This window comes from Reinekea marina (assembly GCF_030409715.1).
Classification (GTDB): domain Bacteria; phylum Pseudomonadota; class Gammaproteobacteria; order Pseudomonadales; family Natronospirillaceae; genus Reinekea; species Reinekea marina.
On the sequence record NZ_JAUFQI010000001.1, the window covers coordinates 2,586,865 to 2,612,908 of the forward strand.

39 protein-coding genes and 1 pseudogene are annotated in these 26,044 nt (G+C 42.2%); 11 read left to right on the forward strand and 29 right to left on the reverse strand.

All coding sequences use genetic code 11. The features are described 5' to 3' along the window. Nucleotides 1-11: 11 nt before the first annotated feature. On the reverse strand, nucleotides 12-599 hold the full coding sequence (locus QWZ13_RS13930) for a lysophospholipid acyltransferase family protein (protein WP_290282298.1): 588 nt from the start codon (nucleotides 597-599) through the stop codon (nucleotides 12-14). Between QWZ13_RS13930 and QWZ13_RS13935 the strand changes: the two genes are divergently transcribed. Further along, entirely contained in the window at nucleotides 584-751 is a 168-nt protein-coding gene (locus QWZ13_RS13935; protein ID WP_290282299.1) for a hypothetical protein, read from the forward strand. The genes QWZ13_RS13930 and QWZ13_RS13935 overlap by 16 nt on opposite strands. Before the next feature lie 66 nt (nucleotides 752-817). Here the strand turns inward: QWZ13_RS13935 and QWZ13_RS13940 are convergent, their stop codons facing one another. From QWZ13_RS13940 to QWZ13_RS13950, 3 genes are all read right to left on the reverse strand, one after another. Continuing rightward, a complete protein-coding gene (locus QWZ13_RS13940) occupies nucleotides 818-3,481 on the reverse strand; it encodes a TRAP transporter large permease (RefSeq protein ID WP_290282300.1) in 2,664 nt (887 codons plus the stop codon). Nucleotides 3,482-3,493: 12 nt separating this feature from the next. Next, a complete protein-coding gene (locus QWZ13_RS13945; RefSeq protein ID WP_290282302.1) occupies nucleotides 3,494-4,504 on the reverse strand; it encodes a TRAP transporter small permease subunit in 1,011 nt (336 codons plus the stop codon). 103 nt (nucleotides 4,505-4,607) lie between these two features. Next, nucleotides 4,608-5,792 carry a TRAP transporter substrate-binding protein gene (locus QWZ13_RS13950; RefSeq protein WP_290282303.1) on the reverse strand — a complete coding sequence of 395 codons (1,185 nt, stop codon included), beginning with the start codon at nucleotides 5,790-5,792 and terminating at the stop codon, nucleotides 4,608-4,610. A 300-nt stretch (nucleotides 5,793-6,092) separates the two neighbouring features. Here QWZ13_RS13950 and QWZ13_RS13955 point away from each other — a divergent pair, with 300 nt between their 5' ends. Both QWZ13_RS13955 and pntB read left to right on the forward strand, forming a co-directional pair. Next, nucleotides 6,093-7,649 carry a Re/Si-specific NAD(P)(+) transhydrogenase subunit alpha gene (locus QWZ13_RS13955; protein ID WP_290282304.1) on the forward strand — a complete coding sequence of 519 codons (1,557 nt, stop codon included), beginning with the start codon at nucleotides 6,093-6,095 and terminating at the stop codon, nucleotides 7,647-7,649. Then, nucleotides 7,649-9,037, forward strand: a complete 1,389-nt coding sequence (gene pntB, locus QWZ13_RS13960) for a Re/Si-specific NAD(P)(+) transhydrogenase subunit beta (protein ID WP_290282305.1) — start codon at nucleotides 7,649-7,651, stop codon at nucleotides 9,035-9,037. Before QWZ13_RS13955 ends, pntB begins: the two co-directional genes overlap by 1 nt. A 70-nt stretch (nucleotides 9,038-9,107) precedes the next feature. Here pntB and QWZ13_RS13965 read toward each other — a convergent pair whose 3' ends face one another. From QWZ13_RS13965 to QWZ13_RS13975, 3 genes are all read right to left on the reverse strand, one after another. After that, nucleotides 9,108-10,352 carry a sensor domain-containing phosphodiesterase gene (locus tag QWZ13_RS13965; RefSeq protein ID WP_290282306.1) on the reverse strand — a complete coding sequence of 415 codons (1,245 nt, stop codon included), beginning with the start codon at nucleotides 10,350-10,352 and terminating at the stop codon, nucleotides 9,108-9,110. Nucleotides 10,353-10,493: 141 nt separating this feature from the next. Next, nucleotides 10,494-13,058 carry a chemotaxis protein CheB gene (locus QWZ13_RS13970; RefSeq protein ID WP_290282307.1) on the reverse strand — a complete coding sequence of 855 codons (2,565 nt, stop codon included), beginning with the start codon at nucleotides 13,056-13,058 and terminating at the stop codon, nucleotides 10,494-10,496. Beyond that, the gene (locus tag QWZ13_RS13975) at nucleotides 13,048-15,117 is read right to left on the reverse strand and encodes a putative bifunctional diguanylate cyclase/phosphodiesterase (protein ID WP_290282308.1); all 2,070 of its coding nucleotides are present in this window, start codon (nucleotides 15,115-15,117) and stop codon (nucleotides 13,048-13,050) included. The genes QWZ13_RS13970 and QWZ13_RS13975 overlap by 11 nt, the downstream gene beginning before the upstream one ends. Between QWZ13_RS13975 and QWZ13_RS13980 the strand changes: the two genes are divergently transcribed. After that, on the forward strand, nucleotides 15,089-15,223 hold the full coding sequence (locus tag QWZ13_RS13980; RefSeq protein WP_290282309.1) for a hypothetical protein: 135 nt from the start codon (nucleotides 15,089-15,091) through the stop codon (nucleotides 15,221-15,223). The two genes, QWZ13_RS13975 and QWZ13_RS13980, sit on opposite strands and share 29 nt — an antisense overlap. Next, nucleotides 15,195-15,323, forward strand: a complete 129-nt coding sequence (locus QWZ13_RS13985; protein ID WP_290282310.1) for a hypothetical protein — start codon at nucleotides 15,195-15,197, stop codon at nucleotides 15,321-15,323. The genes QWZ13_RS13980 and QWZ13_RS13985 overlap by 29 nt, the downstream gene beginning before the upstream one ends. Before the next feature lie 114 nt (nucleotides 15,324-15,437). Here QWZ13_RS13985 and QWZ13_RS13990 read toward each other — a convergent pair whose 3' ends face one another. The 10 genes from QWZ13_RS13990 to QWZ13_RS20090 form a co-directional block, all read right to left on the reverse strand. Continuing rightward, nucleotides 15,438-15,851 carry a hypothetical protein gene (locus tag QWZ13_RS13990; RefSeq protein WP_290282311.1) on the reverse strand — a complete coding sequence of 138 codons (414 nt, stop codon included), beginning with the start codon at nucleotides 15,849-15,851 and terminating at the stop codon, nucleotides 15,438-15,440. 53 nt (nucleotides 15,852-15,904) lie between these two features. Beyond that, on the reverse strand, nucleotides 15,905-16,273 hold the full coding sequence (locus tag QWZ13_RS13995) for a VOC family protein (protein WP_290282312.1): 369 nt from the start codon (nucleotides 16,271-16,273) through the stop codon (nucleotides 15,905-15,907). A 26-nt stretch (nucleotides 16,274-16,299) separates the two neighbouring features. Next, nucleotides 16,300-16,788 carry a GNAT family N-acetyltransferase gene (locus tag QWZ13_RS14000; protein WP_290282313.1) on the reverse strand — a complete coding sequence of 163 codons (489 nt, stop codon included), beginning with the start codon at nucleotides 16,786-16,788 and terminating at the stop codon, nucleotides 16,300-16,302. A gap of 19 nt (nucleotides 16,789-16,807) precedes the next feature. Continuing rightward, complete coding sequence (locus QWZ13_RS14005) at nucleotides 16,808-16,957, reverse strand: hypothetical protein (protein ID WP_290282314.1); 150 nt, start codon at nucleotides 16,955-16,957, stop codon at nucleotides 16,808-16,810. Nucleotides 16,958-17,005: 48 nt separating this feature from the next. After that, a complete protein-coding gene (locus QWZ13_RS14010) occupies nucleotides 17,006-17,707 on the reverse strand; it encodes a 2-phosphosulfolactate phosphatase (RefSeq protein ID WP_290283378.1) in 702 nt (233 codons plus the stop codon). Nucleotides 17,708-17,862: 155 nt separating this feature from the next. Beyond that, a complete protein-coding gene (locus QWZ13_RS14015; RefSeq protein WP_353959021.1) occupies nucleotides 17,863-18,351 on the reverse strand; it encodes a GNAT family N-acetyltransferase in 489 nt (162 codons plus the stop codon). Between the two features lie 135 nt (nucleotides 18,352-18,486). Next, complete coding sequence (locus QWZ13_RS14020; protein ID WP_290282315.1) at nucleotides 18,487-18,882, reverse strand: GNAT family N-acetyltransferase; 396 nt, start codon at nucleotides 18,880-18,882, stop codon at nucleotides 18,487-18,489. A 74-nt stretch (nucleotides 18,883-18,956) separates the two neighbouring features. Continuing rightward, complete coding sequence (locus QWZ13_RS14025; protein WP_290282316.1) at nucleotides 18,957-19,301, reverse strand: VOC family protein; 345 nt, start codon at nucleotides 19,299-19,301, stop codon at nucleotides 18,957-18,959. Nucleotides 19,302-19,360: 59 nt separating this feature from the next. After that, nucleotides 19,361-19,489, reverse strand: coding sequence for a hypothetical protein (locus tag QWZ13_RS14030; protein ID WP_290282317.1), 129 nt, complete (start codon nucleotides 19,487-19,489; stop codon nucleotides 19,361-19,363). Nucleotides 19,490-19,896: 407 nt separating this feature from the next. Next, on the reverse strand, nucleotides 19,897-20,100 hold the full coding sequence (locus QWZ13_RS20090) for a DUF7957 family protein (protein ID WP_494338226.1): 204 nt from the start codon (nucleotides 20,098-20,100) through the stop codon (nucleotides 19,897-19,899). 149 nt (nucleotides 20,101-20,249) lie between these two features. On the opposite strand from QWZ13_RS20090, the gene QWZ13_RS14040 reads away from it, so the two are divergent. Then, complete coding sequence (locus QWZ13_RS14040; RefSeq protein ID WP_290283449.1) at nucleotides 20,250-20,408, forward strand: hypothetical protein; 159 nt, start codon at nucleotides 20,250-20,252, stop codon at nucleotides 20,406-20,408. 44 nt (nucleotides 20,409-20,452) lie between these two features. Here the strand turns inward: QWZ13_RS14040 and QWZ13_RS14045 are convergent. Next, a pseudogene (locus tag QWZ13_RS14045) lies at nucleotides 20,453-20,728 on the reverse strand (GFA family protein); the annotation flags it as partial. Between QWZ13_RS14045 and QWZ13_RS14050 the strand changes: the two are divergent. Further along, nucleotides 20,664-20,828, forward strand: a complete 165-nt coding sequence (locus QWZ13_RS14050) for a hypothetical protein (protein WP_290283450.1) — start codon at nucleotides 20,664-20,666, stop codon at nucleotides 20,826-20,828. The pseudogene QWZ13_RS14045 and the gene QWZ13_RS14050 sit on opposite strands and share 65 nt — an antisense overlap. Nucleotides 20,829-20,831: 3 nt before the next feature. Here QWZ13_RS14050 and QWZ13_RS14055 read toward each other — a convergent pair whose 3' ends face one another. Further along, on the reverse strand, nucleotides 20,832-21,257 hold the full coding sequence (locus QWZ13_RS14055; protein ID WP_290282320.1) for a hypothetical protein: 426 nt from the start codon (nucleotides 21,255-21,257) through the stop codon (nucleotides 20,832-20,834). Between the two features lie 73 nt (nucleotides 21,258-21,330). After that, nucleotides 21,331-21,714 (reverse strand): hypothetical protein, encoded by a 384-nt coding sequence (locus tag QWZ13_RS14060; protein WP_290282321.1) that lies wholly within the window; start codon nucleotides 21,712-21,714, stop codon nucleotides 21,331-21,333. An 826-nt stretch (nucleotides 21,715-22,540) separates the two neighbouring features. Here QWZ13_RS14060 and QWZ13_RS14065 point away from each other — a divergent pair. Further along, on the forward strand, nucleotides 22,541-22,696 hold the full coding sequence (locus QWZ13_RS14065; protein WP_290282322.1) for a hypothetical protein: 156 nt from the start codon (nucleotides 22,541-22,543) through the stop codon (nucleotides 22,694-22,696). 304 nt (nucleotides 22,697-23,000) lie between these two features. Here the strand turns inward: QWZ13_RS14065 and QWZ13_RS14070 are convergent, their stop codons facing one another. The 7 genes from QWZ13_RS14070 to QWZ13_RS14100 form a co-directional block, all read right to left on the reverse strand. Next, nucleotides 23,001-23,192: a hypothetical protein gene (locus tag QWZ13_RS14070; protein ID WP_290282324.1), complete on the reverse strand. Its 192-nt coding sequence runs from the start codon at nucleotides 23,190-23,192 to the stop codon at nucleotides 23,001-23,003. A 57-nt stretch (nucleotides 23,193-23,249) separates the two neighbouring features. Further along, on the reverse strand, nucleotides 23,250-23,375 hold the full coding sequence (locus tag QWZ13_RS14075) for a hypothetical protein (protein WP_290282325.1): 126 nt from the start codon (nucleotides 23,373-23,375) through the stop codon (nucleotides 23,250-23,252). Between the two features lie 234 nt (nucleotides 23,376-23,609). Then, nucleotides 23,610-23,732 (reverse strand): hypothetical protein, encoded by a 123-nt coding sequence (locus QWZ13_RS14080; protein WP_290282327.1) that lies wholly within the window; start codon nucleotides 23,730-23,732, stop codon nucleotides 23,610-23,612. Beyond that, nucleotides 23,711-24,067 (reverse strand): hypothetical protein, encoded by a 357-nt coding sequence (locus QWZ13_RS14085; protein WP_290282328.1) that lies wholly within the window; start codon nucleotides 24,065-24,067, stop codon nucleotides 23,711-23,713. Before QWZ13_RS14085 ends, QWZ13_RS14080 begins: the two co-directional genes overlap by 22 nt. 15 nt (nucleotides 24,068-24,082) lie before the next feature. Then, entirely contained in the window at nucleotides 24,083-24,205 is a 123-nt protein-coding gene (locus QWZ13_RS14090; protein ID WP_290282329.1) for a hypothetical protein, read from the reverse strand. Continuing rightward, nucleotides 24,177-24,395 carry a hypothetical protein gene (locus QWZ13_RS14095; protein WP_290282330.1) on the reverse strand — a complete coding sequence of 73 codons (219 nt, stop codon included), beginning with the start codon at nucleotides 24,393-24,395 and terminating at the stop codon, nucleotides 24,177-24,179. Before QWZ13_RS14095 ends, QWZ13_RS14090 begins: the two co-directional genes overlap by 29 nt. Then, a complete protein-coding gene (locus QWZ13_RS14100) occupies nucleotides 24,374-24,514 on the reverse strand; it encodes a hypothetical protein (protein WP_290282332.1) in 141 nt (46 codons plus the stop codon). Before QWZ13_RS14100 ends, QWZ13_RS14095 begins: the two co-directional genes overlap by 22 nt. A 46-nt stretch (nucleotides 24,515-24,560) precedes the next feature. Here QWZ13_RS14100 and QWZ13_RS14105 point away from each other — a divergent pair, with 46 nt between their 5' ends. Beyond that, nucleotides 24,561-24,884 carry a hypothetical protein gene (locus QWZ13_RS14105; protein ID WP_290282333.1) on the forward strand — a complete coding sequence of 108 codons (324 nt, stop codon included), beginning with the start codon at nucleotides 24,561-24,563 and terminating at the stop codon, nucleotides 24,882-24,884. On the opposite strand, the gene QWZ13_RS14110 is transcribed toward QWZ13_RS14105, so the two are convergent. Next, nucleotides 24,871-25,197, reverse strand: a complete 327-nt coding sequence (locus QWZ13_RS14110; protein WP_290282334.1) for a hypothetical protein — start codon at nucleotides 25,195-25,197, stop codon at nucleotides 24,871-24,873. The two genes, QWZ13_RS14105 and QWZ13_RS14110, sit on opposite strands and share 14 nt — an antisense overlap. Nucleotides 25,198-25,299: 102 nt before the next feature. Continuing rightward, nucleotides 25,300-25,437 carry a hypothetical protein gene (locus tag QWZ13_RS14115; RefSeq protein WP_290282337.1) on the reverse strand — a complete coding sequence of 46 codons (138 nt, stop codon included), beginning with the start codon at nucleotides 25,435-25,437 and terminating at the stop codon, nucleotides 25,300-25,302. A 175-nt stretch (nucleotides 25,438-25,612) separates the two neighbouring features. Here QWZ13_RS14115 and QWZ13_RS14120 point away from each other — a divergent pair, with 175 nt between their 5' ends. Both QWZ13_RS14120 and QWZ13_RS14125 read left to right on the forward strand, forming a co-directional pair. Beyond that, nucleotides 25,613-25,786, forward strand: coding sequence for a hypothetical protein (locus QWZ13_RS14120; RefSeq protein WP_290282339.1), 174 nt, complete (start codon nucleotides 25,613-25,615; stop codon nucleotides 25,784-25,786). Further along, nucleotides 25,774-25,923 carry a hypothetical protein gene (locus QWZ13_RS14125; RefSeq protein WP_290282341.1) on the forward strand — a complete coding sequence of 50 codons (150 nt, stop codon included), beginning with the start codon at nucleotides 25,774-25,776 and terminating at the stop codon, nucleotides 25,921-25,923. Before QWZ13_RS14120 ends, QWZ13_RS14125 begins: the two co-directional genes overlap by 13 nt. Nucleotides 25,924-26,044 lie beyond the last annotated feature (121 nt).

The window sequence follows — 26,044 nt, forward strand, 5'->3', positions numbered from 1 at the left end:
CTGCCAATTCTTCAGTAATTACTCGGTATTTTGCCTTGGTACTGACCAAAAAATTCGTAGCATTCTTGAGCATCTTTTTCGACGCTGTCGGTAGGATAGAATAAGTCTAAAAATCGAACGGTTTTAGTCTTATAGTCAATAGTTACCCGGAACACAGGAACATTTGCAGCTTTAGCAATTCGCAAAAAACCGGACTTTAAGTGTCCGACTTTTTTACGTGTTCCTTCGGGCGCAATAGCCACCAGCATGGTTTCGTGAGCTTTAAAACGATCGGCAATTTGTTCTGCCAACCCTTTAGGTGCATGACGATAAACCGGAATACCGCCCCACTTCGTCATTATTCCGTTAAATGGCCAGCTAAACAGGGTGTGTTTGCCCATCCAATACACTTTAAAGTCCATAGCGAACATCACCATTAAGCCAATCGGGAAATCCCAATTACTGGTGTGCGGCGCCACCGTAAACATGGCTTTAGGGATATCAGGTATTTCGCCTTCTACTTTCCAGCCCCAAGCTTTTAAAACAGTTCGTCCCAGCCAACGGCTAAAACGATTGCCAAACCGATCCCAGCTGTCTGGGATTTTTGGAAATTCAGACACATCAGCCTCCACAAACTATACACTTGTCTATTAAATGCATTGTAGCGGTTTTGGCCAGTAGTATTAATGAATTTAGAACATTTTTATTTGTCAGTGAGCGACCCAATGCCGTAAATAAAAGAATTCGATTAAAAAGCTCTATATTGGTTTAATTCAAAAGCAAAAAAAAACCGAGCCCCGCATTCGCCAAGCTCGGTTTTTACTCAATCCTTAAGCGATTAGAAGCTTAAAGAAACGTCTCTATGGTGCGATTGACACGCAGCGATAGACAACGCCATCGACTCAGACAACTTAGGCTGCTGCCTAACACCAATATTAGTAGCAATAACTTCATCAAATGCTAACAAGTGCGGTAACACCTGCTCTGATGCTTGCTCAAGCCAAGCCAAATCTTGAATCAGTTGATCAATAGCCTGATTCTTATACAACACGGCTTCCACCGTATCTGGAGTATCGCCACGTAAAGCTCTTCGTGCTTTCGTGACTAAACGAGCCACATCGTAAGAACCAGGTACATCGGCTAGACGGTCTTCGAAAGTTTTAATCCACTCCATTGTCGCTTCGGCACCATCGTTTTCAATACGGCTTTCGATGGATTCAATATCACCACGCAATGCGGCTAATTCATCTTTCGCTTGAATCACCTGTAGCAATTCTTGGAATGGCGTATAAGTATTATCGACATGATTACGATAAGCAAAACGACTGGTCTTTAGCGTTTTTTCCAGTGCTTGATAAGTCGACTGAGTTTCTTGCCAGCTCTCAGGAATAGTGGCCGTTAATCGTTCAACTTCCGCCTCCAATTCAGCTATTTCTTTTTCAGCATCTAACACATCTTCAGCGCTGGTCGATTCTTCATAACGTGCATCGGCAATAAATTTCGTTAACTCTTCAACTTTGGCTAACAGTTGGTTTTGCTCACGCTCAATTTGACGAACATTACCATGCAATGGACGGTACGCATTAGAGGCTTCCTCTACGGCTAACTCAGCTTCTCGAACGACACTGACTTTCTCAAACGTTTGCGCCGCCTGCGATAGTGAATCGCTTAAAGACGATTGATACTGCTCAGGCAACATAGATACATCGATCTGACGCATCGCTTCAATTGCATCTAAAATTTTGCCTTCATCTCGTGCATACACCGAGAATACTTCTTCTTCTAAACATTGCTGAAGCTTTGGATTAATCGGTGGCGGAGAGTTCTCAGAAGTTAAAAAGGTTTTGTTTGGCAAGTAGTTCACCAAAAATGGCATGAACCCAACAATGACTAAGGCTAAAAGCTGCAACCCAATGAATGGAATTACACCTTTATAGATGTCCATGGTTTTAACCGCTTTTGATGCAACACCACGCAAATAGAACAATGCGAAACCAAACGGAGGTGTTAAGAAACTTGTCTGCATGTTGAGACCAATCATCACACCTAACCAAACAGCAGTTATGTTTGCATCTGGAGCGGCCAACAAAATAGGCGCGACTAGCGGCACCACCACTACGGCAATCTCAATGAAGTCTAAGAAAAAGCCTAAGACAAATATAACCAACATAACAACGAAGAACTGAGTCCAGAATCCGCCAGGTAGGCTGGTCAAGGCATGACGCACCAACTCTTCACCGCCGAAGGCACGGAACGCAGCGGTTAACATGGCTGCACCGAGTAAGATCACGAAAACCATACTGGTGGTTTTTACTGTTTCAATCATAACGTCGTGCAAGGTGTTATCGGTGCGGTGAACTCGAATGATGCTCCATGCTATACCTAGGATTAAAAACACCACTAAAATAACAGCGATCACCAATGCAAACGATTGGCCGCTAGTCTCTAGGTTTTTAACGTTAATATTCCAAATAGATAACAATAAACCTAAGCCAATAACCGACGCTAGAGCGATCATCGACGGCGTATAAACGTGCTTTTCGCCTTTATAGAGACGGTAGCCACCCATTAAAATAGCGCCAACGGCACCAATTGCGCCTGCTTGGTTTACCGTAGCAACGCCCGACAAAATAGAACCGAGTACCGCTATGATGAGAGCCAATGGTGGAATAAGCGCTTTAAGTACATTCGCCATAAAGCTACGATCGTATTCACCTTCGTAAGGTACCGGCGGAGCCGACTTAGGGCGAAGTAAAGCGCTGCCTAAGATGTATAAAATATACAAACCCACTAAAACTAGCCCAGGAATAATAGCACCCATGAACATATCGCCGGCACTGGCCGAAACCACATCTAAATGTGATGGCATAGAAAACTCGCCAGTTGCAGCACGATAAGCCGCAGCACGCATTGTAGAAGCTTGATCTGCCGCGGAAGACAATTGATCGGCTAAAATAATTAAAACAATAGAAGGCGGGATAATTTGCCCTAACGTACCCGAGGCACAAATGGTGCCCGTAGCCAGTGACTTGCTGTAATTGTTTCTCAACATCGCGGGTAAAGAAATCATACCCATGGCAACTACGGTTGCGCCCACAATACCTGTGGTGGCCGCCAGTAAAGCACCCACTAATACGACTGAAATACCCAAACCACCTGGCACAGGACCGAATAGTTGAGCCATGGCCACTAATAAATCTTCAGCTATTTTAGAACGCTGAAGCATGATGCCCATGAAAATGAATAAAGGGATGGCAATGAGCGTATCGCGCTCGACTTCCCAATAAATGCTCCTAAAGTTGGTTACACCGGCCGTTAGCCACTGAACCGGCCCACCGTCGGCAAAATAAGCACTGCTATCACCGGCAAAGATTAAGCCACACACAGCCGCCAATGAAATAGCGATAATAGCTGAGCCAGGTAACGCAAAAGCTACAGGAAAACCGGAGACTAAGGCTCCGATCATCAAAAATACGAGTATTGCTAGAAAAAACAGTTCCATGATAATCCTTACCTATGCGCCAACGTCTTCATGTGCGTCATCGGCGACTTCAACTTCATCGACCAAGATAGCAACGTGTTTAAGGAAGTAACTCGAAAATTGCATAATCATTGTTAAAGCAAAAACAGCGAGATACGCAGCTAATAAATATTTAACGTACAAACCATAACTGGCTTGAGAAATTTCAAACGTGGCGATTGGGCTGTTTAGCACACTGGTGCTTTCCCACATGCCGATGCCTAAAATTATCCAGCAAAGTGGTAACCCCAGAGCAACAATACCAACTACATTCACCCAAGCTTTAAACCGTACGGGTTTGCCGGCGTATAAAACATCGACACGAACATGCCCTTCAGCATTTAACGTATAGGCCGCGGCCAAGAGAAATAACCCCGCATACCAAAAGCGAACTAGATCACCCATAAAGGTTTGTTCATACGAAAACACAAAACGTGTAATCACAATAAGTAACTCAGCTAAAACGACCATTAACGCTAGCCAAGCAATGGAATATTTTTTAACAAAAAATGCAACAACAAAACTGATTAGAATGAGTGGAAAGTGAATGTACTGCCCACGAAAAGTTGCGATGCCAAGGTTTCGTTCAAAGTCTTCGCTAGTGAAATAACCTAACAAGCCCTCGACTCTTAGAAACGAAATAACACTGTCTACTAAACCAATCAGTAGAACTGTCCAAAATACAGCTCGAACGACATAGGATGTCCAACGAGTTAATTTTTCGCTGTCTTGAATAAGCAGAACATCAGAAGAACGCTTACTCCAAACTAAAGCAAACGGAAAAACAATTAAATAAGAGGCTAATTGAAGCCAACTTAATGTCGTGGCGCCTTCTTCGGACCAAAAACCAGCTATGCCAGGCCAATCCTGAGCGACAACGAGATAGTTATTTATAAAAAATACAAATGTAAAAAAAACCATGCCCAACGCAAATGTACGCGCAAAAAGATTTATTGATTTGTATTTGGGGGTCGAGGGTTGCTCATGAACAGCGACAATATCCACTAGATCACCACATTAAATAGAAGGTAAGAAAACTAAACACCCGCTTAGTAAACCTAAGCAGGTGTTTTCTTATGTGTTATTAGTAGTTGTAGCGATTAAAAAACTACAGGCCTAATACACGGTTACGTTGCTGTACGTATGCAGAGTCAGAAATATTGTTCCAACCACCAATCTCTTTACGTGCTTTCACCATACTGTCATGGATCTCTTTCGCTAATGGAGAGTGATCTTGCACGTCTTCAAATACTTCTTCAGCGGCTTCACCGAATGCATCGTAAGTATCGTCAGAGAAATTACGTAGTTTAACGCCTTGCTGGTTAACCAAACGCTCTAATGCAGCACCGTTTTTCGCATTGAATTCAGCGAACATAACGTCTGTTTCCATTGCCGCAGCAGCTTCAATGATTGTTTGGTCAGCTTTAGACAGACCATCCCACCATTTTTTGTTCATCTGAACACTTAACGCTGCACCTGGCTCATGGTAACCCGGGTAGTAGTAGAATTTAGCGGCTTCATAGAACTTCATGATCTCATCGTTCCAAGGGCCAACCCACTCAGTTGCATCAATTGCACCAGAGATTAGGTTTTCATAAATCTGACCGCCAGGTAGAGAAACTGGAGATGCACCTAACTTAGCAAGTACAGAACCACCTAGGCCCGGCATACGCATTTTCAAGCCTTTGAAATCAGCAGCTGAACGCATTTCTTTACGGAACCAACCGCCCATTTGTACACCCGTGTTACCACAAGTAATACCTTTAAGACCGAAATCTGCAGATAGTTTGTCGTATAACTCTTGGCCACCTGCAAAACGCATCCACGCTGTGAATTCTGAAGCGGTCAAACCGAATGGTACAGCTGTGAAGTAACCAAAGCCTGGGTGCTTACCTGTAAAGTAGTAATCGGCTCCGTGATACATTTGTGCGTTACCTGATGCTACTTCATCAAATACATCGAATGCACCAACACGCTCACCGGCAGCAAAGTACTTAACAGTAATACGACCATCGGTCATATCTGACAAGCGCTGTGCGAAACGCTGGGCACCCGTTCCCAACCCAGGGAAATCACGAGGCCAAGTAGATACCATGCTAATTTCAATTCGATCAGATGCGATTGCTGGCGCTGATATAGTCGCAGCAGCGGCTACAGAACCTGCACCGATCAAGCCTTTTTTAATGACGTCACGTCTTTTCATTGTTTTCTCCTGGTTGGTCACCCATATTTCTATTCCTGAAATATCGGTTTTCTTTATAATTGTTTTATAACTGCATAGGCAGTGAACCATCTTACGGAGCGATTTTGATCACTCATATGCGCTTGGTTATTGTTAATATGCGCACTCTAAATCTAACGAAACAAAACACCTTTGAATAGCATTTATTTCAGACTTCCTACTATTGTACGACAAGAAATTCCCAATACCCTCATACTAAAGTAGCAGATTTTCTCAAAACACTGTTGCAAAAATCGCGCCCTAAAACCGCCATATTTTATTGAACTCTGTACGCAGTCAATGCATTCTAAAAGGGTTTAAAACTAAGTTCCACTAAAGTTCTCTAACACTCAGGTAAGGAGAAACACCACTATGCCGTTAACGATAGCTGTACCACACGATAAGGCTCCAGGCGAGGCTCGTGTACCGGTCAGTCCAGTTACGACTAAGAAATTAGTCGACCTAGGCTTTAATGTTGCCATTGAAAGCAATGCAGGCGCTGCATCACAATTCTCAGATGATGATTACAAAGCCGCCGGCGCGACCATAGAAACAGATGCTCAAGCCTTACAGGCAAGCGCAGATATCATTCTAAAAATCAACGCCCCAAGCAGTACCACTGAAATCGACCAGTTAAAATCGGGTCAAACGTGGATTTCCTTTTTAGCGCCCGCTCAAAATGAAGACTATTTAGCTGCATTCCAAAACAATGGAGCTTCTGCCATTGCTTTGGAATCCATTCCTAGAATTTCGCGCGCGCAAAAAATGGATATCCTTAGTTCAATGGGAAACATTGCGGGCTACCGCGCTGTTGTTGAAGCTGCAAGTAATTTCGGGCGCTTTTTCACCGGGCAAGTCACCGCTGCCGGTAAAATCCCACCGGCCAAGGTACTCGTTATTGGTGCCGGCGTCGCTGGCTTAGCGGCTATTGGCGCCGCCAAAAGCATGGGGGCTATTGTTCGCGCTTTTGATACCCGCTTAGAAGTAAAAGAGCAGGTTGAATCGATGGGAGGTGAGTTTCTTACCGTAGAAATCGATGAAGACGGTGCAGGCTCCGGCGGTTACGCTAAAGAAATGTCAAAAGAGTTCATCGAAGCTGAAATGGCGTTGTTTTTAGAACAAGCTAAAGAAGTCGACATTATTATCACCACGGCACTCATTCCGGGCCGACCAGCACCTAAGCTGATTACCGAAGACATGGTTAAAGCCATGAAACCCGGTTCGGTCGTTGTCGATTTAGCTGCGCCTAACGGCGGAAACTGTGCTTGCACGGTGAAAGATGAGGTCGTACAAGCGCATGGGGTAAATATTGTTGGCTACACCAACATGGCATCTCGTGCGGCGAGCCAATCCAGTACGTTAATGAGTAACAATATATACAGCCTCATTGAACATATGTGCCCTGAAAAGAATGGCGAGCTGGTGTTTGATTTAAACGACGAGATTACTCGTGGCTGTACAGTGGTTCACGAAAAAGAAATACTGTGGCCTCCACCACCTCCAAAATTATCGGCCGCGCCAAAGGTGGTTGAAAAACCTGCGGTTGAGCAAGAACCCAAGCCAGAGCCTGTTAAAAAAGCACAACCCATCGCCCTTTATTGGATTATTGCGGGTGCGCTAATTCTTGGCTTAGGCAAAGTGGCTCCAGCCGACTTTATGGGCCACTTTACCGTATTTGTCCTGTCTGTTTTTGTCGGTTGGCAAGTGGTTTGGAACGTCAGCCATTCTTTGCATACGCCGTTAATGAGTGTGACGAACGCCATTTCAGGCATTGTTATTATTGGCAGTTTGCTTCAGGTTACTTCAGAAGGCTCCAACCTTGTGACCATTCTAGCGGCGATCGGTATTTTAGTCACCAGCATTAATATCGCCGGCGGATTCTATGTAACCCGCCGAATGCTCAATATGTTCCGCAAGGAGGGTCAATAATGACTGGCGTATTATCAATGGCCTACCTATTGGCGGGCATCTTTTTCATTTTATCGCTGAGCGGATTAAGCTCTCAGGAAACTGCGCGCCGAGGTAATTTCTACGGCATGTCCGGGATGGCAATCGCAATTCTAGCAACAATTGCCGCACCCGAGGTAACCAACTACGGCATCCTCATTACCGCTATGTTGGTCGGTGGTGCGATTGGTTTGTGGCTTGCAGTTCGAGTAGAAATGACCGCTATGCCTCAACTTGTCGCCATGTTGCACAGTTTTGTAGGGCTAGCAGCAGTGTTAATCGGCTGGGGTGGCTATTTAGACCCGTCTATTCATTTAGAAGGTGCTGAAGCGGCCATTCACAATACCGAAATATACCTTGGTATATTTATCGGCGCGGTAACGTTAACTGGCTCGTGGGTAGCCTATGGCAAGCTGCAAGGGTCTATTTCTGGTAGCCCGATGACATTACCTTTTCGCCATGGTCTTAATGTTATTGCCCTAGTCGCCTCAATTATCATGTTAGTGTTATTCGTTATGGATTCGCACAGTAGCAGCGCCATGATGATGTTGATTGCGATGACCGTCATTGCCTGCTTGTTAGGTGTGCATTTAGTGGCCGCCATTGGCGGTGCCGATATGCCGGTTGTCGTTTCAATGCTCAACAGTTACTCAGGCTGGGCCGCCGCCGCAACGGGCTTTATGCTCGGTAACGATCTTCTGATTATTACAGGCGCGTTAGTGGGCTCCAGTGGTGCTATTTTGAGTTACATCATGTGCAAAGCCATGAATCGCTCGTTTATCAGCGTTATTTTGGGCGGATTCGGCAACGACAGCAGTTCAACTGCAGGTGATGATACCGAGTACGGTGAGGCGGCGAGTGTTTCGGCCGAAGAAGCAGGCCAGTGGCTAAAAGATGCGGATCGCATCATTATTACCCCTGGTTTTGGTATGGCCGTAGCGCACGCTCAGCAGGCGGTTGCAGATTTAACTGAAAAGCTTCGTAAGCAAGGCAAAGAAGTTCGTTTTGCTATTCACCCTGTCGCCGGGCGCTTGCCTGGGCACATGAACGTATTACTTGCCGAAGCCAACGTACCTTACGATTTAGTACTCGAAATGGATGAAATTAATCAAGATTTCCCAAGTACCGATGTTGTAATGGTTATTGGTGCGAATGACATTGTGAACCCAGATGCGATCGAAAAACCGAACTCTCCTATTGCTGGCATGCCAGTTTTAGAGGTATGGAAAGCAAAAAAGGTCATTGTTCTAAAGCGCTCAATGGCTACAGGGTATGCCGGTGTTCAAAACCCACTTTTCTTTAAGGAAAACAGCGCCATGTTATTTGGCGATGCAAAAGAAAGTGTGCAGGCATTGGTGAGCAATACTTAGCCTTTTGCCTTTTAACATGAGCCCGCATCGTCAGCGGGCTTTTTTTTGCCTACCGCTCATATTGCTCTACTTAGCTTATATTCAGAACATCCTCGATCGGTGACGGTCTTCCGAGTAAAAAGCCTTGAACACTATCTACGGCTAACTCTTTAAGGGAGTTTAACTCGGCCTTTGTTTCAACTCCTTCAGCAATAACGCGACAGTTGATAGATTTAGCAAATGCACATAAGGCTTTGGCTAGCAAGAATTTTCGTGGTTGCGAGTGGATATTTTGAGTCAGGCTTAAATCAAGTTTTATAATGTCGGCCTGTAACTCAAGCACATGCTGAAAGCTCGCATATCCAGCACCAGCATCGTCTATCGCTAACAATGCACCCTTTTTTCGCAACGGATCTAAGGCTTCTCGCAAGGCTTCGTAATCTTGCACGGGAGAATGCTCGGTTATTTCAAGCACTACCCTTTTTGCATCTACATTCGCCAACACTTTCTCTAAATGACCACTGAGAATGGTCTCTGGAGAGGTATTTACAGCAATGTAATGTGAAGAATTTAAATATTCTAAACCTTTTAAAGCCTTTTCTATTGCAGAAACCTCTAACTCTACACCCAATCTTAACTTCGATGCTTCATCAAACCAGACATCCGGCGTTCGATAGGGGTCAGTAAAAAATCTAGATAAAGATTCATACCCAACCACACCTTGAGTTTGTAAATTAAAAACCGGCTGATAATAGATAACATGTTTCTCGGTATTCAATACCGACTGAATGCGTTTACTGCAGACATCTCTAAATTTCTCTGACGTGATGTTTTTTTCAATCAATACACTGGTGATTTCACACGCGGCTTGTAAAAAGGCGAAGTCGCGTTCATTTAACGTCGAATCGGCAGACTCTTTATAGCAACAAAAAGTACCATAAACCTCACCGCTTGATAATCGTATAGGCGCTCCCATATAGGAACCGATGGATAATTTTTCAGTCACCGTTAGGTTTCTGGTAATGTTGTTTTCATGGGTGTCTAAAATAATACTGTCTAAATTTCTGTCCACTATTTTCTTGCAATAAGTCTCTTCTAATGGATCTGAATCTCCAACATTAATAGCGGCACTGTTGTTATTAGAATCGATAAATCGGAACACCCGCTTACCATCTACAAACTGGGAAATAAACGCAACGTTCATACCCAGGTGTTCACGCATAATGGTTAACAATTTATTGAGCTTGTCTTCCACTCGCTCATTGCCAGTAGGTTTACTAACCAGCTGCTCCAGTAAATCACTCTCAAGGTGGTTAGGTGTTGTGTGAAAGGTCATGCTTACTCCGGCAGTGCTTTTCTAGTGCTCGGCTTGAGAATTGTCCAATCTAGCGAGCCGCAGTTATTATTATGTTAATACTCCAATTAAAAATAGCAGAAATTTACTATATATCCATATAGGTACGTTCTATTTGGCAACCTAGGTTCTCAAATACGGCAATTTAGGAATAAACTGAAATATTAAAATGACACCGTCAATTTGGTCTTGAGCACTTGTGTATGGGTTTATTGCCACCTTTATGCTTTCTTGGTCTGCGCGTTCGACAAGCCGATCCACCGACTTTTTACTGGTTTTGGCAAGGTTAATGGCTTCGTTGAGCCCTTCAAAATCAAAGGTTAGAGAAATATCTGTAAATGGCCTGTTTATATCTAAGGGAAGAAGTTTGACAAAATCTTTTGCTTTCGCCGTAAACTTTCTTATCAACAAATTGGCGTCTAAATAAACAACACCCAAATCTGTACACATCAACAAGGTGTCAAAATCAAAATTAGCCGCTTCCAATTCTCTTATTTTCTCTTGATACTCACTGTTAACGGTAAAGAGCTCTTCATTGACGGATTGCAACTCTTCATTACTCGATTGCAACTCCTCATTAGAGGCCATGAGTTCTTCATTAGAGACTTGTAATTCTTCGGCTAAATTTTCAATATCTTTCTGACGCTCCGCTAGGATTTCCCGCGCGTCCACCAACGCGGCATCGAGTTTTGATATTTGCCCCGTCATTTGATTATGCCGACGGAAATCTCTTTCCTCTTCAGATTCCGCGCTGGTTAAAGCTCTTTCAACGATAAAGCTTACCGTAAAATTTTCGACATTTTTCGTTACAGGACTTTCAATAAAGTTACCTTCAATACTGAGTTTTATGTTTTCAGGCAACATAACTAAGTTTTCAACTCTAACCGGCAAATGCGTATCTTCGACTCGTTTAATAAGTACACTGACGGCACTGGCAATATCATTATGGAGCAAAGCACTTATATTGAGTGACGTAGCGCCGGGTACAATTTTTTTTGAAAACAGCTGAGTATCGCCAATGGAATAAATAATATTATGGTGTTTATCTGTAATGATAGTTGGCGGTGCATAGGTACTTAGTACTACATCTTTTACACGCCCAATCACAGACTGAGCCGACAAACTAAAATCACCCGCTTTTAAAAATGTTTTTACCTTATTCGTTTGCTCAACAACTTTAGTATGTTTATGCGTTTGGAGTTGTTTTAATCCCGCTTCTAAGAGAGTAATTCGTGTGTCGTTATTTTTTTGATAAATTCTATTTTTGGAATCAACAGGATAATAGTAATCTGTTAACGCTCCTAATGTTTCAGCAGAGCCTAATAATAAATATCCGTTAGATTTTAAACCAAAATGAAAATACGACAATATTCGCTTTTGTGCCGAAGGCTGGAAGTAAATCAATAGATTTCGGCAACTGATTAAATCTAAATTTGAAAAAGGCGGATCAACCGCGACATTGTGGCTGGTAAACACAACATTCGCCAGCACTCGCTTGCTCAGTTCATAGTGCCCGCCTGCATTAATAAAGTATCGTTCTAAATACTTGGCTGGAACAACCTCTTCTATATCTTGCTCATAAGTAACGCCCGTTAGATTACGGTATTCAGATCTTTGAATATCGGAGCCGAAAATCCTTACTTCGCGATGCTCGCCTAATTCTTCAAATGCGTACATAAATAACATACTGAGCGTATAAGCTTCCTCACCGCTCGCACACCCAGGAACCCAAATTCTAATATCCTCATGCTCCGGCTTTTTTACAATCATGGGTTTCACTATTTGTTCCAACAGTACCTCCCACACTTCTGGATCGCGAAAAAATTGTGTCACACTAATCAGCATGTCCTTTGCCAACATAGATACTTCGACTTTTTCACGAAGCACATATTCGTAGTATTCTTGAATATTATTTATTTCTAGAACACCCATTCGATGTTGAATTCTTCGTTCAGCAGTACCTATTTTGTATTCCGAGAAATCAATATTTGAGTCTTCTCTGATAAGATCAAATATTTTCTCTGCCAACGAAAAATCGGATTTCCGTTGAGATATTTTTACATCGGTGTTTAACCGACTATTTACATGCTCACATATAATGCGACTGAGGTCTTTTGCATCGGCTATATGATCTACATCGTTGTTTTCAATAGCGCTATTTGGCATGCCATCGAATTCGGCTTCTTGCGGCGATTGACAAAGAGTTAGGGCTCCCACTTGCTGTAAAGACTGAAGACCTTTAGTACCATCATTTCCAGTACCCGACAAAATGACACCGTAGGCTCTATTTTGAAACTCTTCCGACAGTGATTTAAAAAAGTAATCAATTGGATGGCGATACTGATTCACCTCAGTTTCTGAGAGCACAATACGGCCACCAGCGATAGAAAGGTAGGTGCGTTGCTCTAAAACATATAAGCAACCGCCCTCAATTATCTGAAAATCATTTGCCAACTTAACGTTGATAGGACAATGTTTTTCAAGAATTTCATCCATAATGCTTTTAAAATCGGGCGATAAATGCTGAACTAAAATAAACGCCGCTTGGGTAGTGCTAGCAATGCCTTTAACAAATTGAATGAGAGCACTTAAACTTCCGGCTGAGCAGCCTATGCCAACCACATACTCAGCTTTTTTTATACTAAGTTCAGTGGCATTTATAGACCTGGTATTTTTTTTATTGCTCATAATAGTGGGTAATCCATTTTACTAATTTTTTTGGCGGCATTGGTTTCGCAACCGCAAATCCTTGTATACAGTCGCACCCCATTTTCGATAGTGTTTCACGTTGCAAATCATTTTCAACCCCTTCTGCAACGACTGTTAAGTTGAGGGAGTGAGCTAATCGCAAAACACCATCGACCAAAGCTCGCTGCTCAGTTTTTTTCAATATCGGCTCAATAAACGATTTATCTAGCTTTATTGCGCTTAACGGAATTTTAGTTAAGTAACTCAGTGAGGAATAACCGGTACCAAAATCATCCATATTAATTTGGAACCCTTGATCAATAAGTGACGCTAAGTAATCAATAATATGCTGTTCATCGCTTACAATCATAGACTCGGTTATTTCTAAGGAAATTTGTGACGGGAGAATGCCTTTATCTGTGATATAAGCTAAAAATTCGGATAAATGAACAATATCGACTATTTGCGATGCGCTTAAATTGATAGCGACCCGAAAGCTATGGGAGGCAAGTACGCCCAGTTCCGAAAACAAAGCAATATCACGGCTCACCTGTTCAATCATGCAATATTGTATATCGGCTATTTTCCCGTGTGATTCAGCTATGGGAATAAAACGATCAGGCGTTATTTGGCCAATATCTTTATTATTCCAACGAATCAAAGCTTCAACCGTCGTTATCTCGCCGCTTTTACAATTAACGATCGGTTGGTACACCATATTAAATTCTTTGTTCTCGATGCCCGTCGTCAGTTTTTGAAGAATGTTATAAAAATCGGTAACCTTTTGAGAGTCATCATTAGTAAAGCGAACATATCGGTTTTTTCCCTGCTTTTTAGCACTGTAAAGCGTTATATCTGCCCTTTGAATTAAATCGTCCATTATCAGTTTGGCCGATACTGGCGGTGCACTCACAATCGCTTTATTTGGAATGTAGTCGGAAATGCCAATACTGACCGACGTGTGCAAGGTAATTTTCTTTATCTGATAAGGAAGCCCTACCCTTTCGATTATCTTGGTTGCAATACCATCAACAACCGATTGATCAATAGCACCAGGAATGATCAACAGAAATTCATCACCGCCAAAGCGCGACACTAAATCAGAATCACGTACACTTTCTTTTAATCGCTCCCCGACTTCCTTTAGCAATAAATCACCCACAGGGTGGCCGTATAAGTCGTTTATCATCTTAAAGCTGTCTAAATCAACGAACAACAAATGAATAGGCTGAGTCAGCTCTTGAGCAATATTTATATAACGCTCTAATTGGTGCAAAATAGACAGTCGGTTGTGCAGCCCGGTAATTGGATCAAAATTGGCTAATCGGTGTATTTCGTTTTGCCTTTCGACACGATCAGATACATCTACAAGGGCACCCACAGCATGGTTTAAAGTCCCATCGGCATTTAATTGGCCTTTGAGTTCCAATTCCAATGTTTTAGTACGGCGACCAGGGCTGTTTATCGCTAAATCTACTCGAGCAACGCCTTCGGTTGAAAGCTGGCTCACTAATGACTGCAAGCGCTCATGTTGATGCATAAACACATCAATCCACTCTCTTCCGGCCAGCTCCGCTTCGGTTTTTTCAGTCAGCAAACAAAACTCGCCGTTCACAAACTCGCATTCCCACTCCCCATTTATACTGATGATTCCAATAGGCACACTGTATAAAAGTTTATCTATAGATCGGGGCATGCTAGAAATGGCAGGTTGCTTACTGGTTTCACTCATCCAACAGATAAGCCCAAATTCTAGAGGCTCTTGTTCGTTGGCGGCGCTGGAATTAAGCCGTGTTAAGACTCCTTGCGCCATTAAAGGGTATTTTAAACCGCTGTGTTGAAGGGGGAAATTGACCAATTGGTAAGAAAGATTCTTTTTAGCATTAAAATTGCGAAGAATTCGCTTTAAGGAGGTAAGCTCTATCGGGTAGGTTGAAGTATCGCTGTTGTTTGTTAAACGACCTAACCAGCGCTTTAACGCAGAATTGCAGCTGACGACTACGGCTTCTGCGTTAACGATGGCACTGCCAATGTCGGTTCCGTTGAACAACTCACTCAAAGGTTTAGGTAAATTGGGGCTTTCGACTTTGCTTTCAGAAGCATTACGTGGCGACATAACACCACCGATCCAAACTAATGTTGAACATACCCTTCTACCTTTATGAGCAGACTTGGTTAGATTATCACCAATTTAGCAATGAAGGTAACTTTTTAGGCCCTTCGAATAGACTTAAAATAGCGTCACAACGCCGTAGTTTTGCCTAAATTTAATTGAGATAAATGAAAAAGCGCCAAAAATGGCCTGTAGTCAATTGCTAAAATGGCACAAACCCTGCGAATTACAGTGTTCGAAATTAGATCTGTAAATATTAATAAAAGTCAAAAAGGTTCAATGTTGGGTGAAACGTAGGCTTCCCTGGCTTCTTGTGAAAACAAAAGTTCCTTAGAGTAATGAGTTAACATTACATCAACGTCTAGCAGCTTAGGGTTATGTTCAATAAACTGCTGAGAATCATCATAGACTTTTCCGGCCACTATAAAATGATTTACAGCGTGCAACCAAGCTTGGGTCAAGGTTGCATGGTACTTTTCAGCAGGGTCTATTCCTGCGTGTTGCAATAAACCATAAAGAGATTGTTTCATTACATCGACAGATTCAACAACGCCATGCTCAACGATATAAATATAGGCTAAGCGAACGTGTGCCCTGTGGTTAAAATCGGGCACTGGGAAGCGACAATGCTCTACATCGCTCTTAAAATTAAGATCTTCGAGTGAGATTTTGTGGTTCATAAGAAGCCTTGAGTATTAAGTGAGATTAATACAATACAGCCTAAACGGTTACCTTACGGCAAATGGCAGACCGCTTCTATATTGTGACCATCAGGATCTATTACAAAGGCCGCATAATAACTTTCATGATAATTAGGGCGCAAGCCTGGCTTTCCGTTATCTTTGCCTCCAGCCTGTAAAGCTGCAGAATAAAATTCATCGACCTGTTGCTGAGATTTTGCAGTAAATGCAATGTGAAGAGGAGCGGGTTTTTCCGCCGACTGATAAAAACAAAGCGAAATATCACCGTCAGGGTCGTATATCTCTATTCCAAGAGGAGGCCAATCTGTATAACCAGTAATACCTAAAGGCTTTAAGGTACTTTGATAAAAGCGTTTACTCACCTGAAAATCACAAACGCCAAATTTTACATGATCAAACATAGTAATTTTCCGTTACATTTTAGGTTCTAATGTTCATTTATCTCTTCTAACTCAACATCCACTAGCGTTTTTGTCATAAACCGGCTATTTGGGTCGGCTGTGTATTGAGCAAAAGGACCGCAATACTCGAAACCATGCTTTTGATAGAGATTTCTCGCAGCTAAAAAGTAGTCTTGCGAGCCGGTTTCTAAGCTTACAGTTAAATAGCCGTGCTGAGTGGCCAGTTCAAGTACATGATTCAACAACTTAGAAGCAACGCCTAAATTACGCGCCGTTTTTACGGTTCTCATTGACTTCAGTTCAATATGCCCGGCGGTCAACCGCTTAGTAGCAATACAACCCAGCAACGAATTGTCATTCCATGCGCTGTAAAACTTAATTTCAGGTGCTTTCAGCGCATCCACATCTAACGCATGCACACTTTCCGCTGGCGATGTTGCATACATATCAGCCAGGTGCTCTTCTAGCAACGCAACAACTTCACCACCCGATAAATCATCAACAATAATGTTCATTCTTAAAACCTTTTAAGAGCTATGGAAATATTCTTAATTGATAATACATTAGATTGAACCCTTCGTAACGCGCATTCAGATCAACACTCGTTAGGGCTCTACTGGAGGCCGTTAAAAAAACTATCGGTGGGGCGTAGCGGTACGAGATTGAACTTTTTGTTAGATGCATTGCGCAGTTGGATATTGAGAAAGCCGCCGTTTGTTATAACCTATTCTCTTATCCCATTTCTACATTTACTTTTTCAAGATTCAAGTTCCCTGTCTCATCACGAATAGATCGCAATGCAAAGCTGAACCTATTAACATCTAAACACAAATCAAAATCTGATGATAGGCACCACGGTTTATTTGGGTCGAAAAATCGTTGTGAGAAGGGAGATTTACGTAAAGTCTCAACAATAGTGGTCTCATCAAACGGTTGGTTGCTTAACAACATCTTAATATATTCTGCACACAGGTCATCTTCATCAGATTGGTTTTTAGCCTCAAGCCCCATTTTAACCAGTGTTACTTTATCAGGGTTTCTATCTTTAATGTATTTAGCTGTAGCCTTGGCGTTTACAAATGCTCCCGTAAGAACTTCATCTGCATTTAATGCGTTAACTATTCCTTGGGTACCCGCGTGCGTGGTATGAACAACTGTCTTACCTAATAGGTTCGCAGCTATAATTTCTGTTGGAGAGTTCCCATAGTCAAAGCCAGGTAACTTCTTACCTTTCCTTTCACCAATCAGAATCCCGTCAGCAAAATTTTTCACTAAATTATATGAGTCATCAACATCACCTACAGGGTATATTTTTGAAACACCCTTGCTAAAGCAATAACAGGCTACAGAAAAAGCCCGAAAAACATCAATAACAACGGCTATACCTTCAGCATTCCTAGCCCCATCTACAAAATTTACTATTTCTATTTTCATGCTTTCTCTCAGGGTAACTTGAACATCTAACGCTGCGTTAAGCGGTGAACGACGCAACCACTTAGCCTAAACCATTGTGCCGCAAACACTTGAGCCGATCTAAACCAAAACTGCCAAACGTGGTAAATCCGTCTTGAGCGCTTGTTTTGTGAATTCTAGCGTTCTAGCACCCAAATTTGGTCTGCATAGTCATAGCCATCCGGCTTAATCTCGTGACTAAAAGACATCCCCAACTTACGCAAAACACCAATCGATCTTAGATTATTTGGATCAACTTGCGCGTATACAATTGATAAGCCGCACTTTTCGAATGCATGCCTAACAATAAATCTCGCGGCTTCAGTAGCTAAACCTCTACCCCAGAAACTTGGAAAAATGCGATAACCAATTTCGGGTAACTCTGAATATTTAGAGCGTAGCAAACTGCAATAACCGATAACCTCATGTGTTTCAGCCAATACGATTGCAAAAGTACCAAATGAGTCACTCGAAGCGTACTGTGATGCTATAGACTCAAACCACGTATCGATATATTCGGACGCAACAAAACCCTCGCTGAACTCCATAACTTGAGGGTCAGAAAGCAGTTTTGAAAAAACTCCAAGATCATCCTCGCAAATTTTTCGCAACATGACTTTGCTCATTGAAGCTCCATTTACATAACGCCCGCCATATGCGTCAGACTTTTTGTTGATTGTTTTTGCTAGCGTAATCGTTAAAGGACAAACGAACAACGGAAAGTTTGTCCAGTCCACGGGCGGCGGTGCATGATGGCATTGTTATGTGTTTTTAACTGTTGTTCCATTTTCATTTTTTAAAACAATATTCCAATCAAGCTTAGAGTAGAGTTCAGGGACATCCGTTAGCGCGTATAGCTCTTCCGCTACCTCTTGTGTTTTGTCAATCATTTTAGAAGCAATCCCCATTCCGCGAAATTTCGGGATTACAAATACAGCATTAATCCAAATTGCTATACTGTCACTCATCGGTACCTGGTAGCTTGTAAATGACAATCCTCCTACTAACTCGCCATTTATCGATGAGACTATTGGATCAGGTATTTTTACACCTAATTTTTCTTGTTTGAAGCCCTCAAATTCAGGCCACTCCGATTTTAACAGTGAAAATAGTTTTTCAGCTAATTGGGAGTTAGTTTTTACACTTTTAATTTCCATTCGGAGTTCCCTGATGGCTTTACACATAACGCCTATAGCACGCGCGAGTTTACGAGTCGCCGTGCCTATGATTGTTAAAACGGCCCTCTCAAGCCAATTAAATTACCAAATGGATCTGTTACTTGGCACATCCATTGGTTTGCCTCAATCTCCATTGGTCCTCGGTATATAATAGATCCAATGCTTTTAAACCTTTCCATTTCATATTCTAGGCTTTCTACTAGCCAATAGGTTACTGATCCACTCTTACCAGATCCAACCTTTTCATCAGCTAAAACCAATTCTAACGCAAAACCATTTACCTCGAGGAATGTAAAATCGTCAATGGTCCGTACAATTGCATCAGGGAAAGCCTTTTGGTACCAATCAAGACCTAACTTAAGATCTTCCACATGTATTAGGTTTGCAATAGGTTTCATAAGCCTTTTAACGCTAGCAGCAGTTGCGCGGGCTTTTTCGCGTCGACTGCCTGTGTTTGTTAAGTGAAATTGCCACCGATCAGCTCCTTAATTGCAATATATTCATCATATCGAATTTCCTTAATTTCGGGCAATCGGTTTGATATGAAGTCAATTACATTTGAATAAGACAATAATTTATAGTGCATGGCACTCTCACGCCTGTGATCCCGAAGCCTATTCTCACTAAAACTATCAATCCATATCGAGTTTTCAATTCGCAACATCGGGTAATATATTTTCTTGGCCTCATTTGAAAAAGGAGGCACTGGATCTCCACGTTTCCTGTCCATGTTAGGATGGCAAAACTCCTCAAGAACCTGAAAGGCTACCACATCCTCAACAGTAATAAGGTAGGACTTTTTCTCATCCATCATACCACTAGCGTAAACCACAAGATTATTGTCATCTAAACTCATGGTTAGATACTCAGAAAACGTGTCCGGCAGCGCTATTTGTGTGAAGATTCTCTGGTATTTTTCCATTATCACTTAACGCTTGCAGCAGTTGCGCGTGCTTTTTCGCGTCGACTGCCTGTGATTGTTAGGTGGGAAATTTACCATGGGCGCCTACCTTTATTTATTGGTATCACATCACCATTTTTTATATTTACAATGAAATCTAGACCAACCCAGTTACCAGCAATTAATTGACCATCCTCAACATGCATATCCATATAAGCCTTATCTTCTGTCGCTCCACCAGCTGGACACTCCTGTATTATCCAAACAAGACTCCCATCAGCTTTATGAGCCTCAATATTTCTGTTTAATTTTCGCGAGGATAATCTACGAGAGCTTCATAGGAAGGATACCGTCTAATAATCTCGAGGCCTTCAATTTCAATCCTCTGTTTGATTTCAGCTACTTCCATATTGCACCTAACGCCCTGTTAACAGGCTAAATATAGTTGGCTAGAATAAGCGACGAAGGAGCAAAAGCCAACTGTATTTTGTCCTTGTTTAACAGCTTGTTAGAGAGCTATTTACGGCTAGGCTCGAACGAGTCATATCTTGGTAGCTTAGCATCTAGTTCTTCCCAATTTGCTTTTGACGAAACAAAATTATGAGAGATTGGGCGTTCTTCTATATCTGAATCAAGAATACCCAACCTTAATCTATAACGTGTAGGATCTTGTTCATTTGAACTATAAACTGGAGAGCCACAATTAGTGCAGAAATGCCTATTTTTTCCTGGCTTAAATGAAAATGTGCTTAAGCTATTCTTGCCTGATGCAATCTCTAAATCTACAGAGTTTATGAAACCATTTGTGGCAAAAGCTGTACCGCTATTTTTTCTGCACAAAGAACAATGACAGTGAATAATGTCACTGATTTCACCATTTATTTTTATTTGCACTTCGCCGCATAAACACTTGCCTAGATACATAATTCGATATTCCTACAGCTCTCTAACGCCCGCATTTACGGCTGGTTTGAAGCGCAGCGGAAAACAAGTCCGACAACATGCGATTGTTAGTTTTCATTAGCTACTACCTACTTTTCCAGCTTTTATCGACCTTTAGCCAAAACGCAGGCGTCAGCGATTTTATTTTTTTAAAACTTACCTCTTCCCCATCATGCTCACCAAGAACTTTGCCCTCAACCATTTCGGCAATTGCGGCCAGAGAGTTTGTTGAGTGAGGCACTTCATCCACATCAGTGCAGGTTTCAGCAAACCAACCTTGATAAAATCTGCTACAAGGACCGCCCATACCATAGGTGTTTGGGGCGTTAACGTTTTCAATATACTCCCACCAACTTATTGCTTCGATGAGAATTCCACTTTCAATAATTGCTTTCGCGAAAGAATGATATTTTTCTCTCGATACAATTATGTCGATGTAACCGTCTCCGACAGGCTGCGCTTTATATTCTTCTAACAGCCCATCGAGCCTTACTTTATCGGACATAGTCATGGGCTTATCCTGAAAACTAACGCTTACAGCATTGGCGCGGTCTTTTTCGCGTCCATTGCCTGTGATTGTTAGTTTATCTTGCCGATAAACTTGCCAATATTTTATCTAATTCCTCTCGACCTATAAAAACGTCGTCTAATCCTTCATAGGTTACTAAAATCGGACCAGCATTGGTGCCAATATACGCAATGATAAAGAAACCATCTGAGGATGTGTTTTTGAAGCTTGCTAGTCTAAAGTTTAAATGAGGCTTAGGTCTAACATCAGCAAACCCTGTTACTAACTCTAGAGGCTGATCATTAGGCATTTTAGAATATGTATCTTCAATATAAACCGAAAACTCCACGAACTCCTCAGGACTTTCGAGTGCATAGTTTGATGCTATGAAATACCTGTTTTCTGATTGGGAATGAAGACTACCATCTTCCATTTTCTTAGATTGCCAGGTTCCAGGCATGTCAAACGCAAACGGCCCAAGCTCAATTTTCGTAGGTCCTTGTGCAAATGAAACTTGCATAAATAGAATCGCTGTAATTAAAAAAATTCTCAATTTCATTCCGTAAACTAACGTCTATATAACTGGCGAAATTACGCGCCAGCGTGATTGAGTCCAGCGCGTACCCCGAAGGGGTATTTTACGCGCGAGGTTCATTTACTTGTTAGAAGGAGGCCTTAGCACCAGAGCTGCACTTTGACTATTAACATTATGAAACTGCTCGATTTCAGCCATTTCACTAGAACTAAACCCTAGAAGAATTTTCACTTCTGCATCTCTTTTAAACAAGTCAACTGTGGTTATAACACCCGTAACAGAAGTACCGACCTCTTTTACCCATACATCAATGCCTTCCCCATCACCGCCTATAGTACTTTCTAAATAACCATAATTGTACGGATAAACGATTCTCTCGAACTTTGGATGAGTACTATTCTTCGGACGATCGATTACTACTTGCGATTCCGAAACCAGTTTATCAAGTGCGTCCCAGTAGTTCATTTAATGCCTTCTAACGCAAAGCACTGCGGCGAACGACAGTGAGTCCAGTGCCGTAGGCACGATGCAGCTGCGCCTTGTTACAAGTAGTGGCTTGTGGCTCTTAACTATCACGTGCCCACGTGCTTTTTAATTTATTGTTTTCCATCAGGCTCCGCTTTTGATGCAGTATTTTTGCTTGATGGCCTTTTAACTTGCCTGCCAGCTTAACGAGGCCGGCTACTCACTCTACCCTAGCTTGGGAGCGATGACTATTGCGTAAAAGCTAGCCTGTTAAAGTTGTGAACCGTTGCAATTAAAACCACAAACTAATACGGGCAAAACTAATCTGTTGGTGCAGGATTCAATAATTAGCTTTGAATGCCCTTCCACCTGTAACGTTGTACACAGTGGCGAGCGTGAGCGAGTCCAGTGCCGTAGGCACGATACTGCTGTACTTTGTTAATGTGCATTGACCACCACTGCCTTTATTTTTAGATTACAAAAGCATAAATACTATGACTTTTGCCACGAATTAGTGCCTTTAATATGCCAGTGGAAAAACCTTTAAGCCACTGGAAATTTAAGCTATTCACGAGGAAACTGGCGCTAAATTAAAAGACAATTACTACATAGTGCCATTTAGTTTTACATAACCCTCGTCTGCACAATAACGCCCATATTTTGCGGCGAGTTTACGAGTCCGAAGCCCGCTTGCGTAGCAAGTTGTTAGCGGGCTTGAACAACAATTTCTTGTTAATAGTACACGTTTAAGGATACTGACATTCTTCAGATTCGGATATTAAATTATCCTCTGAGGTATAGCATTCAGCTTTCCCCCAACCCCCTAGGAAAAGAGTGCTTACAGTAAATATAATCGATAATGCCAAACAAACTCTGCTAACGCGAAGTAATCTAGTCTGACGAATAACCAATGAAATTACCATTAGAATTAGTACCAAAATTGAAACTATCAATCCTGACTGAAACAGAATTGCCGGGTTTTCTATAAAGTCCATTTATACTCCAGTTTTCCTTGTACGATTAACGCAAAGCACTGCGGCGAACGATAGTGAGTCCAGTGCCGTAGGCACGATGCAGCTGCGCCTTGTTACAATTAGTGGCTTGTGGATCTTTACTATCACGTGCCAGCGTGCTGAACTATTTATTGTTTTCCATCAAGCTCTGCCTTTGGTGCGCAAGTTTAGCTTGATGACCTTTATACTTGCTTGCCAGCTTAACTAGGCTGCTAATCACTCTACCCTAGCTTGGGAGCGATGACTATTGTGTACAAGCTAGCCTGTTAAAGTTGTGAGCCGTTGCACTCAAAACCACAAATTTAAACGAGCAATACTATTTTTTGGTGCAGGACTCAATAGTTAGCTTTGAATGCCCTTCCACCTGTAACGCCCAAAGCAGCGGCGCGCGTTAGCGCGTCCAGCCCGCAGGGCGATGCTGCCTTTGTTTGTTAAGGTGCTTACTAGCGGAATAGGGGTAAACATAATATAACCACCAGTGAACACATACCAAATAATAGAGTAGCTGCACCAACCCATGATAAAAATTTAGCTTGTTGGTAGTTATGCCGCTTGTGTAGGAACTTACCTGCAAATAACCAAGTGCCTGCACCGAGATAAATTGTGCATAGTAGTCTGGCTTCGACACCATAAAAAGTAACGAAAGTTCCGATTGGTGGATTGCCTCTACCAAGTAACGTACAGCTGCCTTGAATTAGCGAATAGACACCATAACCAAACAACGCACTAGATAAAATAAGGCCTAGTAGCACCATCTCTACTTTTTCAAATTTAGGCTGTGGCTTTATGCTGATGCTCATTATTCGTTTTGCACCTTAACGTTTGCGATTACCGGCGAAATGAGCGCCAGCGAAATTGAGTCCAGCGCTTACCCCGAAGGGGTGTTTTAGCGCGAGGTACATTGCTTTGTTACTTTTCATGGAGCAACGGTGCTTCATAGCTGGCTGGCTTACGAATAACCCAGTACCAAAATGTATGGCTGCCTGCTAGAACTACTGCAATATTCTTTACCCAAAATAAAGGCTCATGTGCATAGTTTCTAAAGTACACTACTAGTGTCGCTATCGCAGCAATGCAGATCAGAAGACCAAGCCAACCGAATACTCTCATAAATACTTTAAGCAACAATCACCTCCCTGATCAAAAGTAACGCAAAGCACTGCGGCGAACGACAGTGAGTCCAGTGCCGTAGGCACGATGCAGCTGCGCCTTGTTACAAGGAGTGGCCTGTGGCTCTTAACTATCACGTGCCTACGTGCTTTATAATTTATTGTTTTCCTTCAAGCTTCGCCTTTGGCGCGGTATTTAAGCTTGATGTCCTTTAAATTTGGCTGCCAGCTTAACGAGGCAGGCTATTCACTCTACCCTAGCTTGGGAGCGATGACTATTGCGTACAAGCTAGCCTTTGAAAGTTGTGAGCCATTGCACTTAAAACCACAAGTTAATACGGGCAAAACTATATTTTGGTGCAGACTACACTCAATAGTCTTTAATACTTTTCCACCTGTAACGCCCCTAAACTGCGGCGCAATGAAGCGCAGCGTAATGAAGTCCGATGCCCGCCGCGGAGCGGTTATTGGCGGGCATGAACAGCTTTGGTTTGTTAAACCATTATGACGCTACCGCTATAGATCGTCGCCACATAAACCAAAGCCAAAATCACATTCCAAATACCGGCAATGAATAAATGCAACCAATAAGCGTCGCCTTTTCCCTTATAAACGTGAGCAAAATAAAGTGTTATTAATCCTACTAGAATATACGGGAATGTATAACCGACAGTGGTTATGTAAAACAACAACCCAAAAACAAAAAACACTCTAAGCCACTCGAAACCCTCATTACCATACAAAGGTCCAAAGATACTTATGTAACCCAAATAACCAATCGTGCCAATAAACGGGATTACGTAGTGGATTATTTTTTTCAAATTCTACCTTTTGAGGTTTAACGCAGAGCTTAGCGGCGAGTGGATGCGAGTCCACAGCCTGCCGCGAAGCGGTGTCTTTGGCTGTATTGCTACAGCATATTGTTACTTTAACTTGCCACTGCCTTTATAGCTTCCCATATCAGGGTGCCGACTAATGATATGGATATTGCTCCAATTGCTATCTGATGTCTGATTGCTTTTTCGAATGTGCTTTTGTATTCGATTCTCGGGAATGCCCATCTTGCGTAGTGGTAGACAATACGAAAAGCTATAATAGTGGCAAAGCCAACATAAAGATAAAGCGCACTCTTAAAAAAAGAATTGAAACTAGCGAATGACTCAACAAACCCTGAAACTTTATAGCTAAGGAAAAAGGCGAACGGCATCCCAATTAACCAAAGAAACAGATCGTAAGTTGCATGTTTATGAAGAAAGAAACCCGGTTTCTTTCTATTCCTCAAATAGTTTTCTATTTCAGCGTATAGTCCATTTACCCAGCTGGAATCCAACCCTTCTACCTGAAAATTACTATTATTGGGAGTTTTATACCCAGGTAAAACAGAGAAATCTAAAAGCTTGGGCTTCGTAAAATCAATTAGGACAATAACTTTGTTACGGGGTGTAAAATCACAATTAACCTTTAAGCTAGTTTCTGAAGATGCGAAAACCTTCGTTACTACATCAGGAAAGTTTGGAGAGTCGAAAACATCTTCAATTGTCCCCTGAAGCTCTTCTCCATTTGAACCATTCAGTGTAATTGTTAAAAGGAACGAATCTCTAATATTTTGTGCTAGCTCGTCATAGTTCTCTAAAGCTCTAGATTCTTCGGAATAGTTGGCTTCTTCTA

What these genes read in the sequence shown, in the direction of transcription:
- QWZ13_RS13940 (WP_290282300.1), bottom strand. Translation starts at nt 3,481, where the DNA reads ATGGAACTGTTTTTTCTAGCAATACTCGTATTTTTGATGATCGGAGCC.
- QWZ13_RS14080 (WP_290282327.1), bottom strand. Translation starts at nt 23,732, where the DNA reads ATGTTTACCCCTATTCCGCTAGTAAGCACCTTAACAAACAAAGGCAGC.
- QWZ13_RS14085 (WP_290282328.1), bottom strand. Translation starts at nt 24,067, where the DNA reads ATGAGCATCAGCATAAAGCCACAGCCTAAATTTGAAAAAGTAGAGATG.
- QWZ13_RS13955 (WP_290282304.1), top strand. Translation starts at nt 6,093, where the DNA reads ATGCCGTTAACGATAGCTGTACCACACGATAAGGCTCCAGGCGAGGCT.
- pntB (WP_290282305.1), top strand. Translation starts at nt 7,649, where the DNA reads ATGACTGGCGTATTATCAATGGCCTACCTATTGGCGGGCATCTTTTTC.
- QWZ13_RS14055 (WP_290282320.1), bottom strand. Translation starts at nt 21,257, where the DNA reads ATGACTATGTCCGATAAAGTAAGGCTCGATGGGCTGTTAGAAGAATAT.
- QWZ13_RS14030 (WP_290282317.1), bottom strand. Translation starts at nt 19,489, where the DNA reads ATGCACTATAAATTATTGTCTTATTCAAATGTAATTGACTTCATATCA.
- QWZ13_RS14010 (WP_290283378.1), bottom strand. Translation starts at nt 17,707, where the DNA reads ATGAAAATAGAAATAGTAAATTTTGTAGATGGGGCTAGGAATGCTGAA.
- QWZ13_RS13970 (WP_290282307.1), bottom strand. Translation starts at nt 13,058, where the DNA reads ATGAGCAATAAAAAAAATACCAGGTCTATAAATGCCACTGAACTTAGT.
- QWZ13_RS14020 (WP_290282315.1), bottom strand. Translation starts at nt 18,882, where the DNA reads ATGGAAATTAAAAGTGTAAAAACTAACTCCCAATTAGCTGAAAAACTA.
- QWZ13_RS14025 (WP_290282316.1), bottom strand. Translation starts at nt 19,301, where the DNA reads ATGAAACCTATTGCAAACCTAATACATGTGGAAGATCTTAAGTTAGGT.
- QWZ13_RS13965 (WP_290282306.1), bottom strand. Translation starts at nt 10,352, where the DNA reads ATGACCTTTCACACAACACCTAACCACCTTGAGAGTGATTTACTGGAG.
- QWZ13_RS14000 (WP_290282313.1), bottom strand. Translation starts at nt 16,788, where the DNA reads ATGAACATTATTGTTGATGATTTATCGGGTGGTGAAGTTGTTGCGTTG.
- QWZ13_RS13995 (WP_290282312.1), bottom strand. Translation starts at nt 16,273, where the DNA reads ATGTTTGATCATGTAAAATTTGGCGTTTGTGATTTTCAGGTGAGTAAA.
- QWZ13_RS13980 (WP_290282309.1), top strand. Translation starts at nt 15,089, where the DNA reads ATGTCGGTTCCGTTGAACAACTCACTCAAAGGTTTAGGTAAATTGGGG.
- QWZ13_RS13950 (WP_290282303.1), bottom strand. Translation starts at nt 5,792, where the DNA reads ATGGTTCACTGCCTATGCAGTTATAAAACAATTATAAAGAAAACCGAT.
- QWZ13_RS14090 (WP_290282329.1), bottom strand. Translation starts at nt 24,205, where the DNA reads ATGAAGCACCGTTGCTCCATGAAAAGTAACAAAGCAATGTACCTCGCG.
- QWZ13_RS13990 (WP_290282311.1), bottom strand. Translation starts at nt 15,851, where the DNA reads ATGAACCACAAAATCTCACTCGAAGATCTTAATTTTAAGAGCGATGTA.
- QWZ13_RS14050 (WP_290283450.1), top strand. Translation starts at nt 20,664, where the DNA reads ATGTCACTGATTTCACCATTTATTTTTATTTGCACTTCGCCGCATAAA.
- QWZ13_RS14015 (WP_353959021.1), bottom strand. Translation starts at nt 18,351, where the DNA reads ATGAGCAAAGTCATGTTGCGAAAAATTTGCGAGGATGATCTTGGAGTT.
- QWZ13_RS14005 (WP_290282314.1), bottom strand. Translation starts at nt 16,957, where the DNA reads ATGCATCTAACAAAAAGTTCAATCTCGTACCGCTACGCCCCACCGATA.
- QWZ13_RS14060 (WP_290282321.1), bottom strand. Translation starts at nt 21,714, where the DNA reads ATGCCTGGAACCTGGCAATCTAAGAAAATGGAAGATGGTAGTCTTCAT.
- QWZ13_RS14115 (WP_290282337.1), bottom strand. Translation starts at nt 25,437, where the DNA reads ATGGGCATTCCCGAGAATCGAATACAAAAGCACATTCGAAAAAGCAAT.
- QWZ13_RS13985 (WP_290282310.1), top strand. Translation starts at nt 15,195, where the DNA reads ATGTTGAACATACCCTTCTACCTTTATGAGCAGACTTGGTTAGATTAT.